The sequence below is a fragment of the Pseudomonas sp. GM55 genome (assembly GCF_000282395.1).
GTDB lineage: Bacteria > Pseudomonadota > Gammaproteobacteria > Pseudomonadales > Pseudomonadaceae > Aquipseudomonas > Aquipseudomonas fluorescens_CC.
This window is the reverse complement of record NZ_AKJJ01000079.1, coordinates 60,253-77,637: the sequence shown is the minus strand read 5'-3', so window position 1 is coordinate 77,637 and position 17,385 is coordinate 60,253. Positions and strand designations below refer to the sequence as shown.

The 17,385-nt window shown below is 58.4% G+C and carries 16 protein-coding genes; 6 read left to right on the top strand and 10 right to left on the bottom strand.

Annotation, left to right across the window (positions count from 1 at the left end):
• Nucleotides 1-462 precede the first annotated feature (462 nt).
• The 5 genes from PMI31_RS20260 to PMI31_RS20240 form a co-directional block, all read right to left on the bottom strand.
• On the bottom strand, nucleotides 463-1,794 hold the full coding sequence (locus tag PMI31_RS20260) for a dicarboxylate/amino acid:cation symporter (protein WP_008020204.1): 1,332 nt from the start codon (nucleotides 1,792-1,794) through the stop codon (nucleotides 463-465).
• 101 nt (nucleotides 1,795-1,895) lie between these two features.
• Nucleotides 1,896-2,837, bottom strand: coding sequence for a D-2-hydroxyacid dehydrogenase (locus PMI31_RS20255; RefSeq protein WP_008020203.1), 942 nt, complete (start codon nucleotides 2,835-2,837; stop codon nucleotides 1,896-1,898).
• Nucleotides 2,834-3,229, bottom strand: a complete 396-nt coding sequence (locus PMI31_RS20250; RefSeq protein WP_008020201.1) for a VOC family protein — start codon at nucleotides 3,227-3,229, stop codon at nucleotides 2,834-2,836. The genes PMI31_RS20255 and PMI31_RS20250 overlap by 4 nt, the downstream gene beginning before the upstream one ends.
• Nucleotides 3,226-4,194 (bottom strand): hydroxymethylglutaryl-CoA lyase, encoded by a 969-nt coding sequence (locus PMI31_RS20245; RefSeq protein WP_008020200.1) that lies wholly within the window; start codon nucleotides 4,192-4,194, stop codon nucleotides 3,226-3,228. Before PMI31_RS20245 ends, PMI31_RS20250 begins: the two co-directional genes overlap by 4 nt.
• Nucleotides 4,195-4,208: 14 nt before the next feature.
• Nucleotides 4,209-5,399: a CaiB/BaiF CoA transferase family protein gene (locus PMI31_RS20240; protein ID WP_008020199.1), complete on the bottom strand. Its 1,191-nt coding sequence runs from the start codon at nucleotides 5,397-5,399 to the stop codon at nucleotides 4,209-4,211.
• Between the two features lie 117 nt (nucleotides 5,400-5,516).
• On the opposite strand from PMI31_RS20240, the gene PMI31_RS20235 reads away from it, so the two are divergent.
• Entirely contained in the window at nucleotides 5,517-6,419 is a 903-nt protein-coding gene (locus tag PMI31_RS20235; RefSeq protein ID WP_008020198.1) for a LysR family transcriptional regulator, read from the top strand.
• A 13-nt stretch (nucleotides 6,420-6,432) separates the two neighbouring features.
• Here PMI31_RS20235 and PMI31_RS20230 read toward each other — a convergent pair whose 3' ends face one another.
• Together PMI31_RS20230 and PMI31_RS20225 are read right to left on the bottom strand one after the other, a co-directional pair.
• Nucleotides 6,433-7,557 carry an MFS transporter gene (locus PMI31_RS20230; RefSeq protein WP_043302518.1) on the bottom strand — a complete coding sequence of 375 codons (1,125 nt, stop codon included), beginning with the start codon at nucleotides 7,555-7,557 and terminating at the stop codon, nucleotides 6,433-6,435.
• A gap of 164 nt (nucleotides 7,558-7,721) precedes the next feature.
• Nucleotides 7,722-8,663, bottom strand: a complete 942-nt coding sequence (locus PMI31_RS20225) for a LysR family transcriptional regulator (protein WP_008020195.1) — start codon at nucleotides 8,661-8,663, stop codon at nucleotides 7,722-7,724.
• A gap of 496 nt (nucleotides 8,664-9,159) precedes the next feature.
• Between PMI31_RS20225 and PMI31_RS20220 the strand changes: the two genes are divergently transcribed.
• Nucleotides 9,160-10,536 carry an MFS family transporter gene (locus PMI31_RS20220; RefSeq protein ID WP_008020193.1) on the top strand — a complete coding sequence of 459 codons (1,377 nt, stop codon included), beginning with the start codon at nucleotides 9,160-9,162 and terminating at the stop codon, nucleotides 10,534-10,536.
• A 61-nt stretch (nucleotides 10,537-10,597) separates the two neighbouring features.
• Here PMI31_RS20220 and PMI31_RS20215 read toward each other — a convergent pair whose 3' ends face one another.
• From PMI31_RS20215 to PMI31_RS20205, 3 genes are all read right to left on the bottom strand, one after another.
• Nucleotides 10,598-12,052 (bottom strand): alanine/glycine:cation symporter family protein, encoded by a 1,455-nt coding sequence (locus tag PMI31_RS20215; protein WP_008020192.1) that lies wholly within the window; start codon nucleotides 12,050-12,052, stop codon nucleotides 10,598-10,600.
• A gap of 152 nt (nucleotides 12,053-12,204) precedes the next feature.
• Nucleotides 12,205-13,023, bottom strand: coding sequence for an alpha/beta fold hydrolase (locus PMI31_RS20210; RefSeq protein WP_008020191.1), 819 nt, complete (start codon nucleotides 13,021-13,023; stop codon nucleotides 12,205-12,207).
• A gap of 157 nt (nucleotides 13,024-13,180) precedes the next feature.
• Entirely contained in the window at nucleotides 13,181-14,074 is an 894-nt protein-coding gene (locus PMI31_RS20205) for a LysR family transcriptional regulator (RefSeq protein WP_008020190.1), read from the bottom strand.
• A gap of 104 nt (nucleotides 14,075-14,178) precedes the next feature.
• Here PMI31_RS20205 and PMI31_RS20200 point away from each other — a divergent pair, with 104 nt between their 5' ends.
• The 4 genes from PMI31_RS20200 to PMI31_RS20185 are packed head-to-tail and all read left to right on the top strand — an operon-like array spanning nucleotide 14,179 to nucleotide 17,355.
• Complete coding sequence (locus PMI31_RS20200) at nucleotides 14,179-14,844, top strand: RraA family protein (protein ID WP_008020189.1); 666 nt, start codon at nucleotides 14,179-14,181, stop codon at nucleotides 14,842-14,844.
• Nucleotides 14,844-15,506, top strand: coding sequence for an RraA family protein (locus PMI31_RS20195; protein ID WP_008020188.1), 663 nt, complete (start codon nucleotides 14,844-14,846; stop codon nucleotides 15,504-15,506). The genes PMI31_RS20200 and PMI31_RS20195 overlap by 1 nt, the downstream gene beginning before the upstream one ends.
• Nucleotides 15,506-16,144, top strand: coding sequence for an RraA family protein (locus PMI31_RS20190; protein ID WP_008020187.1), 639 nt, complete (start codon nucleotides 15,506-15,508; stop codon nucleotides 16,142-16,144). Before PMI31_RS20195 ends, PMI31_RS20190 begins: the two co-directional genes overlap by 1 nt.
• On the top strand, nucleotides 16,141-17,355 hold the full coding sequence (locus PMI31_RS20185; protein ID WP_008020186.1) for a pyridoxal phosphate-dependent aminotransferase: 1,215 nt from the start codon (nucleotides 16,141-16,143) through the stop codon (nucleotides 17,353-17,355). Before PMI31_RS20190 ends, PMI31_RS20185 begins: the two co-directional genes overlap by 4 nt.
• The last annotated feature ends 30 nt before the right edge of the window (nucleotides 17,356-17,385 follow it).

Sequence of the window (17,385 nt, the reverse complement as noted above, 5' to 3'; positions counted from 1 at the left end):
GCCTCATTTGCTGTCAAGTGATTTTTTTCAGAAGTTTTCAAGGAATCCTTAACAACTTCAACCACTTGCGCTTTCGATCTCTCGTCAGCGGGAGGCGAATACTACAGCATTAAAATACGCGGTCAACCCCCCTCTAAAATTTCTTTTCCTTACCAAGGCGCCCGGGTTGCCACTATGAAAACTTCCAAGCTCTATATAAAGCATCAGGGCAGCAGAGAACCCGGACCACGTCGTAATTGAAGCACCCCTTATTGGTCTTTTGGCCGATGCCTGCCTGTCGACACCGTCAGCTATGGGGCGTTTTCAGCCGAACGCGAAAGGCAGAAGCCAAAAGCAGACAGTCAACCTGCCAAATACAGTCGATCGGTTTTGCGAAAACCTTCAAACCACCCGATTCAGAAACCCAAAACCACCCAGCTTTCGTGGACCGGGCAGTCTTGGGGCTGTCTTGCGACAACTCTTTCAGGGCTGTGCCTCTAGCTCACGGGCACAACCCTTGTGCAGTTCGGCCGCCAGTTTCTCTTCGTCCAGTGCCCCTTCCCACTTGGCAATGAACAGCGTGGCGACACCGTTGCCAATGACGTTGATCAACGCCCCGCCTTCGGAAATAAACCGGTAGACACCAAGCACAAGCACCAACCCCGCTGCCGGAATCACATCCAGCGTGCCCAGGGTCGCCGCCAAGGTAATGAATGCACCGCCGGTGACACTGGCCGCGCCTTTGGAGGTCAGTAGCAGAATGAGCAACAAGGTGATCTGGTGCCACAGGTCGAGGGGGATATCCAGCGCCTGAGCGATGAAAATCGCCAGTACTGTCATGTTGATGCAGCTGCCATCGAGGTTGAAACAGTAACCCGAAGGCACCACCAGCCCTACAACCGACTTCTCACACCCCAGACGATCAAGCTTGCCCATCAACCGCGGCAATGCCGACTCCGACGATGAAGTACCCAATACCAGAAACAGCTCTTCGCGGATGTACTTGAGAAACTGCCACAGGCTGAAACCGGCCAGGCGCGCGACCAGATTGAGGATCACGAACACAAAAAACAGCGCCGTGACGTAGTAGCAAATCAGCAAGTTGCCATACGCCCCCAATGAACCCACGCCGTACTTGCCGATAGTAAAAGCCATGCCACCGAAGGCCCCCAGCGGCGAGACATACATCACGATTTTGACCATGCGGAAAAACGCCTGGGCCACCAGGTCGATCAGGTTAAGCAGCGGCTTGCCGGCGGCACCGAGCATCTGCAAGGCGAAGGCAAACAGGATGGATATGAACAGCACCTGGAGAATATCGCCTTCGGCAAAGGCACCCAACACGGTACTGGGCACGATATGGGTGAGAAATCCCACCACACTCTGTTCGTGTGCCAGCTTGCTGTAGCTGTCGACGGCATGAACATCGAGTGTCGACGGGTTAATGTGCATGCCCGCGCCGGGCTGCATCAGGTTGACCCCGATCAGCCCGACCACCAGCGCCAGGGTGGTCAACACCTCGAAGTACAGCAACGACTTGAAACCGACCCGGCCAATGCGCTTGAGACTCTGCATGCTGGCAATGCCGCTGACCACGGTACAGAAGATAATCGGCGCAATCAGCATCTTGATCAGCTTGATGAACGTATCACCCAGGGGCTTCATTTCTTCGCCGAGGCTGGGGTAGAAATGACCGAAGATGATGCCCAATACAATCGCCAGCAGCACCTGCACATACAGGTGGCGGAACACGCGGCGCAGTCGCGAGTGGCTCGGTGGTTTTTCGGCAATCGAGGGTGTAATTGTTGTTGTCATGATGGCTTCCTCGCAGGCGTGATGCATTTCCTCAGGCAGTCGGCCGCCATGTCGGAGCGCGGCCGGTCACCAGGGAAAGGTCTTGTTGGGTGGTGAAACGTTTACGACACGAGATTGATCGGGTTCCCCGAGTAGTAGCCCTGCAGGTTGCCAAGGATGCCGTCGGCCAGCCGTTGCAGGCTGCTCTGGCTGGCCCAGGCCACATGAGGCGTGATGATCAGGTTCGTATGGCGGCTGTTGAGCAATGGGTGGTCGGCCGGAGGTGGCTCCTGGCACAACACATCGAGGGCCGCGCCACCGAGGCGGCCGCTCTCCAGCGCGTCGAGCACCGCCGCCTCATCCACCAACGGCCCGCGAGCGGTATTGATCAATAAGGTGCCGGGTTTCATCTGTGCCAGTTCCGGGGCTCCGATCAGGTGTCGGGTACGCTCGGTCAACGGACAGTGCAGAGAAATCACGTCGCTTTGCGCCAACACCCTTTCAAAGGACTGGTAACCTTTGCGCACCGGGACCACGCCACGGTGTTCGGCGAAGAGCAACTGCATACCCAAGGCACTTGCCAGACGCGCCGTGGCCAGACCGATACCGCCGCGGCCAACGATGCCCAGCACGCTGCCCTGAACATCCTGAATCGGCGTGCGATGGACGCAAAAATGTCGCGAACCTGGCCAGTCCCGCAGCGCGGCGGCCTGGTAGACAAACAGCTGGCGACGCAAGGCGAAGATTGACGCGATCACCGATTCGGCGACGCTTTGCGCCGAGTAGTCCGGGACGTTACACACCTTCACGGAAAAATCACGGCAGGCCGACAGGTCAATGCAATCGTAACCGGTGGCCGCAACGCAGATGAATCGCAGGTTCGGCAGTTGCTCAAGTTCTGCCCGGCCGATGCGCACCTTGTTGGTGATTACGGCTTCGGCATCCCGAGCCGCGTCCACCACTTGGTCCGGCAGGGTGTCGGGGCGGTCCTGCCATTCCGTGACCCAGGCCGGACGGGTAATGCTCACGGGCAGGCTGTCGCTGTCGAGAAACACCACTTTCATGCTGCACGCTCCGGTTGGACAGGTTCAGAAATCTCGATCAGGTTCAGGTCCGGATCACGCACATACACGGAACGGATCGGCCCGGTGGCACCGGTGCGCAACACTGGGCCTTCGATGATTGGCCAGTCGACACGGGCCAGGTGGGCAATCACCTGGTCCAAGGGGATCGAGGCGATAAAACACAGGTCCAACGCTCCCGGAACCGGCAAGTGCGCTTTGGGCTCGAACTCATGGCCACGTACGTGCAGGTTGATTTTCTGCTGACCGAAAGCGAACGCCTTGCGCCCACCGGCGAAGGTTTGCACCTGCATGCCCATGACCCGCACGTAAAAATCTTCGGCAGCCACGGGGTTGATGGTGGTCAGCACCCAATGGTCGAGATGGTCGATCATGGGCGCAGCTCCAGGGTTCGGGCCGACAGCACCTGTTTTTCCAGGTTGGCGACATGAGCAGGTATCGGGTGCAGGTCCAGACGTTTACCGGCCTTGAGGATCTGACTTGGGATGTCGTGACCGATCAGACCCGGCAACTGCGCGGCGACCGCCAGCACCCGATCCAGATCGACTCCGGTATTGAAGCCCATCAGCTGCAGCATGTGCAGCAGGTCTTCGGTACACACATTGCCGCTGGCCCCCGGCGCATAAGGGCAACCGCCCAGGCCGCCAAGGGACGAATCGAAACGATCGACCCCGGCGTCAATCGCCGCCAGCGCATTGGCCAGGGCCATGCCACGGGTATTGTGAAAGTGCAGGGTCAGTTGCAGCGCCGGAAAACGCTCACGCACTGCGCGGGATAACGCCTCGACTTGACTCGGATATGCCATGCCAGTGGTGTCACACAGGGTCACGCCACGAGCACCCAGGTCGGCAAAACGTTCGACCCAGTGCAACACCTCTCCCACCGGTACATCGCCCTGCATCGGGCAGCCGAACACCGTCGACAACGACACATTGATCGCCACCGGGCCTCGGCCGATGACGCTGACCACTTCGCTGAGCTGGGCAAACGACTGCTCACGGCTCATGCGAAGATTCGAACGGTTGTGCGGTTCGCTGACCGACATCACCAGGTTGGCTTCATCAATGTTGCATGCCAAGGCACGTTCAGCGCCGCGCACGTTAGGCACCAGCACGGTGTATTCCACCGCCGGGTTGCGCCGGATGCCCTGCATCACCGCCTCGGCGTCACGCAGCGCGGTAATGGCCTTGGGCGACGTGAACGAGGTGACCTCGATCTTGGCGAAACCACACTGGCTGAGGGAGTCGATCATGGCGATCTTGTCGACGGTCTCGATAAAACGCGCTTCATTCTGGAAACCGTCACGCGTGGCGACTTCCTGCAAGAAAAGACGTTGCATGTTCATTCTCCGGGTCAAATGATGCCGCGTTGGCGCCAGTCGGCTTGCTGTAAAGCGTCGATACCAAGATCACCCAAAATCTCGGCGGTATGCTGGCCAAGGGTCGGCGCCGAGCGAGTGACGCTGCCTGGTGTGGTGCCAAGCTTTGGGACAATGCCGGGCAACGTCACCGCTGTGCCGTCATCCAACTGGCTGTCGAGCAACATGTCGCGCGCCCGGTAATGCGGGTCTTGGGCAATGTCGGCAGCGTTGTAAATTTTCCCGGCCGGGATTCGCGCCTCGGTCAGGATCGACAAGACCTCATCGAGGGTGAGCCGCGCGGTCCATTCAGAGATGGCGGCATCGATGCGCTCAACCTGAGCAACTCGGCCATGGTTCTGCGCAAGATCGGGATCTGCCCCCAGATCACGGCGACCAATCACCTCCATCAGGCGCTGATAGATGCTGTCGCCATTACCCGCGATCAAGGCAAAACCACCGTCACGGCAGCGATAGGCATTGGTCGGCGCGATACCCGGCAAACTGCTGCCAGCGGGCTCACGAACGGCATTGAACACCGAGTATTCGGGCACCAGGCTTTCCATCATGTTGAACACCGACTCGTACAGCGCCACGTCGATCTGCTGGCCGTCACCGCCGTTCTGCTCTCGATGACGCAGGGCAAGCAGAATCCCGATCACCCCGTGCAAGGCCGACAACGAGTCGCCAATGGAAACGCCAACCCTGACCGGAGTTCGCCCGGGCTCGCCGGAAAGGTGCCGTAACCCGCCCATCGCTTCACCGATCACGCCAAATCCGGGGCGGTCACGGTAAGGTCCGGTCTGACCGTAACCGGAGACCCGGAGCATGACGAGTTTCGGATTCAGCGCGTGCAGCGCGTCCCAACCCAGCCCCCAGCTTTCCAGGGTCCCCGGGCGAAAGTTCTCTATCAGCACATCCGCGTCGGCCAGCAACCGACGCACGACCTGTTGGGCTTCAACCTGGCGCAAATCAAGGGTCAGCGAGCGTTTGTTACGCGATTGTGCGGCCCACCAGACGGAAGTACCGTCGTGCAGCAAGCGCCATTTACGCAATGGGTCACCGGTGACCGGAGGCTCGATCTTGATTACATCGGCGCCAAATTCACCGAGCATTTTCGCCGCAAATGGCCCGGCAATCAGTTGACCGAGCTCCACGACCTTGACACCTTGCAGAGGTAACCTCATGACGTTTTCCGTTCTTGTTGAGTACTTGTGGCATGGATAATCGGCACAATCCGGGTAGATGAAAATTTCATTTTTCGCCACTACTCTTTCCAAAATGGAAAACCTTGGATCCTCTTGATGATTAATCCCCTGCACTTCGATCTGCTGTCATTACGTCTGCTGATCTTCGCCGCCGAATCGGGCAACCTGTCCCGTGCCGCAGAAAAGGCCAACATGACGGTCTCGGCGGCCAGCAAACGTCTGGCCGAGCTGGAGCGTACGACCCAGTGCCCGCTGTTCGTGCGCCTGCCAAGGGGGCTCGAATTGACCGCCGCGGGACAAGGGATCGTTGAACATGCCAGAACAATTCTGGAAGGCGTGAACCGTATGGCGTGCGACGCCAGTGATTACGCGGTCGGTGTGCGCGGGCATGTGCGGTTGTTTGCCAACACTTCCGCCGTCGTCCAGTTCCTGCCGGATGACCTCGCATCGTTCCTGCGTGCAAACCCGAACGTGCGTATCGGACTGGAAGAAGCACTCAGCGAACCCATTATCCAGGCCGTGGAAAACGGCCGTGCCGATATCGGCATTTTTGCCGATAACGTACCGGCTGAGGGACTGTACAAACTGCCTTATCGTGATGACCGACTCGTGCTGCTTGTGCCTGTTGGCCATGAACTGGCCAATGAGCGCCGCGTGTCCTTTGTCGATACGCTTGGCTTCGATTATGTAGCGCTCAACCAAGGCAGCTCGTTGCTGCGCAGAATCACCGATGCCGCCGTGAGTGCAGGCAAGATCCTCAAGGTCAGGATTCAGGTCAGCAGTTTCGACGGCATCTGTCGCATGATCGAAGCAGGCCTGGGTATCGGGATCTTGCCGTTGTCATCCGTACGTGCCGAATTGCTCGGTACCCGCCTGATTGCTGTCGACCTGAGCGATCACTGGGCGCACCGCACCTTGTTCGTGGGGGTCAGCAGTCAGGCACAGCTTGCGCCGGAAGCGGCCAAGTTATTTGAGTATCTGAGCCGCGTGCACAGCTGACCCTGTCGCTGGGTCAGCGCTGTACTTTTCGTACCCGTCGAATGAGCAGCAACACCAGGAGCACGTTCAATACGGCCAGCGAACTCAGACCTGCAAGCACACCGCCAGCGCCCCAGGTCTGCAACAGGTAGCCGCCTGCAAGGGGGGTCAAGGCTTGTCCTATGAGCGAAGGCCGAGCCATGCGCCCCATCAGCAAAACATAATGGGTGGGCGACATGAGGGCCAATGGCAGCAGTCCTCGAACGATCGCCCGCAAACCATTACCCGCGCCATAGATCACCAGACCCAGTGCAGTCATTGCCGGTGCGATGGTCACAAACAGCAGACCGATTGCCACGAATACCACGGAGATCAACGTCGTCCAGATCGGGTGTCGCTTTCGCGAAAACACTTGTAGAACACGTGATCCTACCTGGCTCGGCCCCAGCAACGCGCTCAGTCCGATGGCGGCTGCAAGCGAATAACCCTGCCCCTGCAACAATGAAATCAGCTGGACCGATATCGCCGTCATGATCACTGCACCCAACGCAAAAATCAGCGTAAGCAACAGGTAGATCCGCCGATCGATTGAGAGACTTTCATCACTCAATGCCTGGCTTTTTGTCAGGGGTCCCGCACCAGGCGCCAGCACCCAGAGATAAAGCGGTGCCACGGCAATGACCAATAGCCCCCCATAAGCCACGCATGTCGTGCGCCAACCAACGTGCTCGATGACCAGCGCAACCACGGGCCATGACAGCGTTGTCGCAAACCCTGAAATAAGCGTGATCCCGGTAATCGCACTGCCAGCCTGCTCCCCATGGAGAGAACCCAAAGCGGCGAATAGCGCTTCATACAGCCCTAGCGCCATACCAACGCCAATTACAGCCCAAGACAAAAGAAATATCGGCAACGAGGTCGAACTGGCCATCAGAAACAACCCTATGGCGACGCCTAAGCCGCTACTGGCCAGAATAGGGCGGCCGCCGTACCGGGCGATAAGCCGACTGATCAACGGCGCCAGCATCGCGGAAACCAGAATGCTCAGAGACAGTGCGCCATACACCCATTGGCTGGCCAAGCCGGTCTCTTTCATGATCGGATCGGCCATGACGGCCATCAGGAAGAACGAACCTCCCCAGACCAGAACTTGCAGCATCCCCAAAATAAAAATGCGAAATACGCCAGGCAGTCGCGTTTGTTGATTCAAGGCAGTGTCATCAGTGGTGAGAAAGGCAGACGGCGTGAGCAACTGCGCATCTATGGATAAATGGGCGATTTGCACGGGGCGAGGCACTTGGAGCTAACCGATTCGTCGTTGACTCAAAGCATGTATCCGGCCCAGATATTGCGATTGACCAGATCGGCGGCAATCTCGATAAAGGCATCCCCGACAAATTTAGCGGCCGGACTGACACGCCTGTCGGCTGGAAAAACCTGAACAAGTTTGCGCATGGGAATGGGGTCGACCAAGGGCGCTGCACTGAGCACGCCAGCTTCGATTTGCGCGTAAATCGATGCCAAAGGCAAAGCGGTCAAACCGAAGCCATTACGGACCAGGTCGATCATGGCGCCAAAGGAGTCGGCTTCAACGCTGGTCTTGAGCTTGATCCCGACCTCACGCGCACAATCATCCAGAATCACGCGAAGGCTATGTCGAGCGCTTGGCAATACCAATTGCTGCTCAGCCAAAGACTCGAACGACACCGGCGTATCAAGACGCAGGTTGGCGCTGGCGGGGCCGACCAGTAGCAGATTTTCCATCATCACCGGCACGATACGCAGCGTATGCAGGGGTTGGGGATCGTAAGAAATCGCCAGCTCCAACTCGCCACGCTGAACCCAATCGAGCAGATAGCCGCTGAAGGCCGAGGAAAACCTGACGGCGAGATTCGGATGCGCCTCTTTGATCTTGCGTACCAATGGAACGGTGACAATTTCCGCGACCGTCGGCGTCGTACCAATGATGACTGTTCCCCGAAAAGAGGTTTTCCCGCCTACAACAGAACTTCGAATGGACTCCATTTCTTCCATGATTCGGATGGCATGTGCCAGCACTTCACGACCGGCATCGGTAATCTCCATGCCTCGCCCATGTCGATCAAACAGGTAGGTGCCAAGCTCCTTTTCCAGCAATCGAATTTGCCGACTAAGTGCCGGTTGTGCGATGTGGAGACGATCCGAGGCCTTGCTGAGACTGCCCAGTTCGGCAACATGAATCAGGGTTTTGAGTTGAACGACATCCATTACCAGGCCAGTCAGCATCGGGCTCGGCGCGATATGCGGCGAAAGTGCTGTGAGTGTAATCGCATTTGCGCACCTTGGAGTGCCCCGCTAACCGCGTCTCGTGCGGTCTCAAGACTTTCAGGACGGCTGTATGACCCGGCCCGCCGGGGCTGCACGCCAAGCTATAAAATTCAGGTATATCAGTTAGGCCTGCCTGACGGCTTATTCCCCTTCTGACTCTGCGGTAGCGTGCAATCAACGTCGGCGCCAAAGAGCGCTCGACTCATTACAAGAATAAGATTCGAGGGCTCGCGCCATGATGTTCAATGCTTCGTCTTACCTGACCTGTCCGATTTCCCCGGGCCGCATACAGCTCGCCACGCTCGTGCATCCTCCCTCTCCCTTCTCTTCAGGAAACCGGCCGTGAGCGGGCTCACGCCACTTCGTTAAGCCCAACAACCCATCGAGCCTGTCACGTCGGACACGCATCAGCGTGCTCCTCGTCTCTCCTCGCCTTGAAGAAAGGGTGAATCACATGTCCGCATCAATCACAGACGCCAAAGACCACGCTGCCGAAGCCGCTCCGATGAGAGCACCGAACCGCGTCAAAGCCATCATGGGTGCCTGCTCGGGCAATCTGGTGGAGTGGTACGACTTCTTCATTTACGCCTACACCGCCATCTACTTTGCCGCTTCGTTTTTCCCCAAAGGAGACACCACCAGCCAGCTACTAGCGACGGCGGGCGTCTTCGCCGTCGGTTTTTTCATGCGCCCGCTCGGTGGCTGGATATTCGGCTGGATCGCAGACACTCGCGGCCGCAAGGTCTCGATGATTATCTCGGTGTTCATGATGTGCGCCGGCTCACTGCTGATCGCTGTCATGCCCACCTATGCAACCATCGGGATCGCGGCGCCGATTCTACTCGTGGTTGCCAGGTTGATTCAGGGCTTGTCCGTCGGTGCGGAATACGGCACTGGCGCCACCTACATCAGCGAAATCGCGACACCGGGCCGTCGCTGTTTCTATGGATCGTTTCAGTACTTCACTATCATTGCCGGTCAGTTGTTGGCCTTGATGACCGTGGTCATTCTCCAGCAAACCCTGACCGGCGAAGAGTTGCGCGAATGGGGCTGGAGGATTCCGTTCTTCATCGGCGCGCTGAGCTCGATCGTGGTCGTGTATCTGCGTCGCGCCATGCATGAAACCGCCACCAGGAAAGACATGAATCGCAAAGATGCCGGCTCACTGCGCGGCATGTTCAAACACAGGCGGGCCGTTGCCCTGGTGGTCGCGTTCACTATCGGCGGTTCGCTGTATTTCTATACCTTCACCACCTACATGCAGAAGTTCCTGGTGATCTCCGCCGGGTTCAGCCCGGAAACGGTGAGTTTCATCATGACCGCGGCACTGGTCGGCTTCATGTTCTGCCAGCCGCTCTTCGGACTGCTCGCCGACCGTATCGGGATCAAGGCGCACATGCTGATGTTCTCCGGGCTGGCCATGTTGCTGGTGATCCCCCTGCTCTACTCGTTGCAGTCGGTCAGCAACCCGTTTACCGCGTTCCTGCTGGTGTTTGGCGGCCTGGTCATTGCGTCGCTCTACACCCCGATTGCCGGTATCGTTAAAGCCGAACTGTTCCCGCCTGCTGTACGCGCTTTGGGTGTTGGATTTCCTTATGCCGTGGGCAACGCAGCATTTGGCGGCACTGCCGAATACGTGGCCTTGTCGCTTCGTTCACAGGGCATCGAAGAGTATTTTTTCTTCTACGTAACGGCGGTCGTGACCATCACCTTCATCGCCGCGATGCTGATGCCAAACCTCTCGCGTTACGGCTATATCAGCGGCTCAGGTGAGGTTGAAGAACGTACCGGCTTAAAGGGATGTTTAAAGCCACAGGCTGCGCGAGTCTGATTGACTGAGGATGACAACACTCGCATCAAAGGCCCATGTTTTGTCATGGGCCCTTTTTTCTTCATCGTATGGCAGATGCAGGTGCTACCTGCGTTACAGACTCGGGGATGATGTCGCCCACCTTTTCCCGATGCGGCCATGCCTGCAAATCAAGATCAAGATCCTTGAACTGACTGGAGTCGAAGATCGGCGTCTTGATGCCGGCCTTACGCTGTTGGTCATAATCACGCAGCAAGCGCATGCCGACGTTGAACAATAGCGCCAGGGCGACCAGATTGACGAAGGCCAACAGCGTCATGGTGATATCGGCAAAGGCGAAGACCGTTCCCAGATTTTGAACCGCGCCCCAAAGGATCAACAGCAACACCAAACCACGATAAACAATCACCGCAGCTCGCCTGTCACCCAGCAGAAAACGCAGGTTGTTTTCGCCCAGATAGTAGTTGTAGAGGATCGACGTGAAGACAAACAGCGCCAACGCCACGCTGATGAACGTACGCCCCCAGTCCCCAACCACTGCCGCCAGTGCGTTCTGTGTCAGTACCAGGCCATCACCCTCGAAGCCCGGCGTATAAAAGCCCGACAACAGGATCAGTAATGCCGTGCACGTACAGATCACAAAGGTATCCAGGAAGACGCTGAAAGCTTGAACGACCCCTTGAGCCGCCGGGTGATCGACTTTCGCTACGGCGGCTACGTTGGGCGCACTGCCCAGTCCCGCCTCATTGGCAAACACCCCGCGCTTGACGCCCATGACGATGGCGCTGCCAACCAGACCTGCGAATGTCTGGTCCAGGCCAAAGGCACTTTTGAAAATGGTCATCAGCATGCCCGGCACATGGTCAAACTGAAGCACGATCACATAAACGGTCACGCCAATGTAAGCCAGTGTTTTGACCGGCACCAACAGGTCCGAGACGGCAGCGATGCGCTTGATGCCACCCATGAATACCAGACCGAGCAATACGGCAATCGCAATGCCGGAGCAGGTCGTAGAGAAACCGAACGCATTGTTCAGCGAGTGAGTCACGGCATGAGATTGCAGTCCGTTGAAGGCGAAACCGAAAGTCACCAGGAGCAACAAGGCCATGACCTTGCCCAGCCACGCCTGTTTCAGTCCGTACTGGATGTAGTACGACGGCCCACCCCGAAACTGCCCCTTGGCGTCGCATCGTTTATACAACTGCCCCAGGCTGCATTCAAAGAAGCTGGTGGACATGCCTACCAGCGCAGTCACCCACATCCAGAACACCGCACCGGGCCCGCCCAACGTCACGGCCAATCCGACCCCGGCGATATTGCCCGCCCCTACGCGACCCGCCAGACTCAGCATCAAGGCCTGGAACGAGCTGATCTGACCGGCGCTCTTCTGCACGCTATCGCGAAAGGCCCCGAACATATGCAGGAAATGGCGAAACTGGACAAAGCGTGAACGAATCGTGAAATAGCCACCCAGGCCTACGATGAGCACGATCAAGAGCTTTCCGGAAAGAAAGCCGTTTATGACTTCGAGCATGATTTGAACCTCTTGTTGTTATGGATTACAGGCATGCACGCGCCCTCACACATCGCCGCGACAGGCATGTGAGATCAAACGCGTTGAATAGCAACCGCCAGCCCCCTGTCAGGCTCCCGCCAAAATCGGGGGAGCGCTCGGGGCGATCGGACTTACCCGGTTCGAATGCGTGTCTGGAAATCGGCGATCCGGTTCCACATCGCGATCGGGTTGGAGTACATGGGGAAGTGGCCGCAGGCCGGAATTGGCGCCAAGTGCACGCCTTGGGCCTCAATGTGCGAAAGGTAAGACAGTGAAGCGTTCTGCTCGCCGTACATGAACATTCGCGGACACTTCAAGCCGAGAAACTTGCTCATCAGGTCGGCGTTATCGGAAAGATCGACCATCGACTGGAAAATCCCCCGTACTGCCCCGGCACGCACCTTGTGCCTCAGGCTCACCGAATAGAGTGCGCTGGCGTACGCCGGAGCTTGTCGGGCACGCTCGATGAAAGCTGCGAAAAATACCTCTGGGTCATCACTTGGAAAATCGACGATCTGCCGGCTCAGAAAACAGTCTTCCGGGGCAATGTTGCCCTCTATATCGACGAAACTGATTACCCGTTCCGGGAACTGATGGGCCAGCATCAGCGCGGTCAGTCCGCCCATGGAGTGGCCGACCAGATGGAAGCGCTCGATGCCGAAATGCTCCAGCATCTGTAACGCGGTCTGCATCAGAAAAGGAATCGAAATCCTGGAAAGGTCGCTGCACTGGCTCTCACCGCAGCCTGGTGCGTCGTAGGCCAGGAAGGGATACCCGGCGAATTCCGCGTGCTGCACGATGTCGGCGTAGTCCTCTTTGGTGGAACCAAAACCATGCAGGAAAACAATCGGCGCCAAGTCGCCATCCCGGTGAATGGCGGCGACGTTCAATTGGACACCCTCTACCGTCAGAGGGAGTTGCGTGTGAGTGAACGTTTCGGGTGAGGGCACGTTAATGACTCCTTGAGCATAAAGTCTGCCGCCGAATCAGGGTTGACGGCAGCAGGCCCAATTTCAAGTGGATTGAGCCTTATGTAAATTCCTAATACGAGAAAGCTTCCATACGCCAAACCTATCATTAGCTGTCCGTGTGCCGCCTATGTTCAACTCACGCGTTATCACGGAATCGGGCAATGATCTCTTCTATGAGCGGGTTAGGCCGATCAGCATTCCAGGCCACCGCAGTCGTCACCACATTGAGCTTCTGGCTGAGTGACCGAAATACCACGTTGTCGGGGGCAAGCTTTTTCAAGGACGCCGGCACCAGTGCGATACCCTGGCCATAACTGACAAAGGCGATCTGCGAGGCGACAGAACGCACTTCGTGCAGCACACGAGGGGAAAAACCGCTGGCCCGGCAGGTCGCGATCAAATTGTCGAAATAGACCGGACTGACCTTTCGCGAAAACATCACCAAGGGTTCGTTGGCCAGGCTGGACAAGCTGATGCGCGTTCGCGCTGCCAATGGGTGGTCACTGGGCAACGCCACCACCAGGCGATCCTCCAGCAACGGCAGTGACTGGATCGAGGCGCCCAGATCACCGTCCAGACGGGCGAAGGCCAGGTCGATATCACCGGCCTCCAGTGCCGGAACGGCCTCAACGCTGTCGATTTCCCGCACGGATACGGTCAGCTGCGGGTAATCGTCTTTCAGTTGCTCGATCAGCCCCGGCAAAACGTCGAACATGGCCGTGGAGATCGCACCAATGGTCAGCATTCCCGACTGCCCCGCTACCGCCTCTTCCACGGCCAGCTCCAGGCGCTCAAGTTGATCAGCGAATTTACGCACCGCCGGCAGGATAGCCGCCCCCACGGGGGTCAGTTTCGCTCCGCGTCGCGAGCGCTCAAATAGCTTGACCTTGAGCGCTTGCTCGAGCACTTGAATCTGTTCGCTCAGGGGAGGCTGGGACATGCCAAGTCGCTTGGCGGCGCGCCCGAAATTCTGTTCTTCGGCAACGGCCAGGAACAGCCAAAGGTGACGAATCAGACGGAAATTGATCATGATTAATCCATAGGTTTAACGTATCTGATACTTCTGTGATTAGTAATATACCTATCAAACCGCCTCATCGACACTGGGTTCCTCCGTCACTACAGGGGCTCCCCATGATTAACAAGAGTTTGCTGGATCGCTTGGCAGCGCTGGATACCAACACCGTATCCGACGCCCTCGACTTCCTCGGCCTGGCTGGTGCCACCGTAGGGCTACGCCCGCTGTGGAACTGCCCGAAGATCGTCGGTCGCGCCAGCACCGTACTGCTGGCACCAAAAACCGACAACGTACCCACCGTTCATTTGATCACCCCGGTGGTTGAGCAGATCCATAGCGACGACCGCGTGCTGGTCATCGCTGGCGGTATCGAGGGCATTTCCTGCTGGGGCGACATTCTGGCCAACGCTGCGGCAGGCAAACAGGTACGTGGCACAGTCATCGATGGCTTCAGCCGCGATATCGACGGCAGTGAGTCCATTGGCTACCCGGTTTATGGCCGCGGAGTGACCATGATCAGCGCGCGCAATCGGGTGGTACAGATCGATGCCGCCGTGACGATCAATGTGGCGGGCGTTGACGTCAGCGAAGACGACTATGTCATCGCCGATCACTGCGGCACGGTGTTCGTGTCGCAAGCTTATATCGAAAAAGTGGTCGATCTCGGCGAGCGCATTGCCCACCGTCAGAACGGCATGGTGGCGGCAGTTCGCAGCGGCCGCTCAGTGGCCGAAGTGATGCATGACAGCCAGTTCGAAGCCATTCACGTGGAGCACGCCTGATGAATCTCGAAGACCAAAACCTGGTTGAGCTGTTTGAAGGTCTGGACACGCCAGGTGTGTCCGATGCAATGGACAAACTCGGCCTGCCCGGCCAATGCCTGGGCGTGGCACCGTTGGACAACTACAGCAAGGTCATCGTCGGACCAGCCTTCACCGTGCAGTACGTTTCGGCCAGCGTGCCTCCCGGTACCGTGGGCGACTTCATCGAAGACGTGCTCCCCGGGGACGTCGTGGTGATCGACAACGGCGGCCGCACCGACTGCACCGTCTGGGGCGACATCATGACCCAGTACGCCGGCAGCCGGCAGATCGCGGCCACCGTCATCGACGGTGTTTGCCGAGACGTGAACAAGGCGCTGGGCGACGGCTATCCGATCTTCAGCAAGGGCCGCTTCATGCGCACCGGCAAGGACCGCGTGCAGGTTCAGTCGGTCAATCAACCCGTGTCTGTCGGCACGGTTCGCGTTTGCGCCCGCGACATCGTGGTGGCCGACGCCAACGGCGTGGTGATTGTGCCTCGCGCCCGGGCAGCTGAAGTGGCGGCCTGTGCCCGTCAGATCGAGTCGGTGGAAGCCGATATCCGTGCCCTGATCGCTCAAGGCAAAACCCTCAAGGAAGCCCGGGCCGCCTTGGGTTACCACAGCCTGCAGAGGAAAGTCTGATGACCACGCTCCCCCTCCCGTTGAATTTCCACGAACGAGCGAAAGTCCTGGGCAGCTCGACGCTGTATGAAGCGTCCCATCTGCCTTGTGCAGTCGACAGCGCGATCCGTCCCGTCTGGGACGGTGCCTTTATCGCCGCTCCGGCCTACCCACTGGAGTGCTCGCCAGGTGACAACCTGTCATTGCACCTGGCAATGGAACGCGTGCCTCGCGGCAGCGTGCTGGTAGTGGGTACGGGAAGCTTCATCGCCGGTTACTGGGGCGAAGTGCTGACCGTGGCGGCCGAAGCGGCGGGTGTGGTCGGTCTGGTCATTGATGGTGGCGTTCGTGATATCGCGGCGCTGAAGAAGCGCCAGTTTCCAGTATTCGCACGCGGCATCTCAGTCAAAGGCACCGTCAAAGTCAGCGCGCCCTCCGTGGGCCAGCCATTCAATTTCAATGGCGTAGGCGTGGCGCCCGGTGACCTGGTCGTGGCCGACGATGACGGCGTGATCATCATTCCCATGGCGGATGCCGCACGTACCCTCGCCGAAGGCGAAGCTCGCGCAAACAAGGAAGCGTTGATGATGCAAGCATTGACCGAAGGTCGCTCGACCCTGGAACTGATGAACCTTACCGAATGGAGAACCCGCGCATGAGCGCTGATATCCAACGTCTGAACCAACGCCTGGCCAGTGCGCAACCTTCCGCGACTTATCGAATAATCGATCGGGTGGCAGAACGCCGGGCGCAAGGTGCGAAGATCATTTCGCTATGCGCCGGCGAGCCGGATTTCGATACGCCCAAACATGTACGTGAAGCGGCCATTCACGCCATCGAACACGGCCACACCCGCTATACCCAGGTCGCTGGTGTACGTTCTCTGCGAGAAGCGGTGGCTGCCAAGTTCCGCCGAGAGAACGGCCTGGACGTTACCTGGCAAGACACCCTTGTCTGCAACGGTGGCAAGCAGGTGATCTACAACGCCCTGGCGGCGACCCTCAATGAAGGTGACGAGGTCATCGTGCCGGCGCCTTATTGGGTCAGTTATCCGGAGATGGTGCAACTGTGTGGTGGTGAAACCAGAATCGTCACTTGCGATGCCGATACGGGATTCAAGTTGACGCCCGCGGCACTGACCGCGGCGATCACACCGCAGACCCGCTGGCTGATCCTCAATTCGCCGTCCAACCCGACGGGCGCGGTGTACAGCCGGGATGAGCTTCAAGCCTTGGCGCAGGTGTTGTTGGCACATCCTCACGTGTTGATTTTGGCCGATGACATCTACGAACACCTGATCTTCGACGATCAAGTATTCCATACCCTCGCCCAGGTTGAACCACGGCTCGCCACGCGAACCCTGACCATGAACGGTGTTTCCAAGGCCTATGCCATGACCGGCTGGCGTATCGGTTTTGCCACCGGGCCACGCTGGCTGCTGGAAGCCATGGAAAAACTGCAAGGTCAGCAAACCTCAGGTGCAAGCTCGATCTCGCAGCAGGCTGCACTCGCCGCACTGGAGGGCCCCAAGGACTTCATCCGCGAAAGCCGCGCCGCTTTTCAGGGGCGTCGCGATTTGATGGTGGAGCTTTTGAACGCCACACCTGGTCTTGAATGCGTCAGCCCGGCCGGGGCGTTTTACGCATTCGCCTCCTGCGCGGGGCTGATCGGTCGCACCTCAGCGGGCGGTCGAACGCTGCTCACCGATGAAGATGTCGCCCACGCCTTGCTTGACGAGGCGAATGTGGCGGTGGTGCATGGCAGCGCCTTTGGCCTCGGCCCCTACATTCGCATCGCCTACGCCCTGGATAACGCTTCATTGCGCACGGCCTGCGAGGCCATCAGCACGTTCTGTAGCGCCCTGCGTTAACCCAAATGTGTTTGAACGAACCCGGCCATC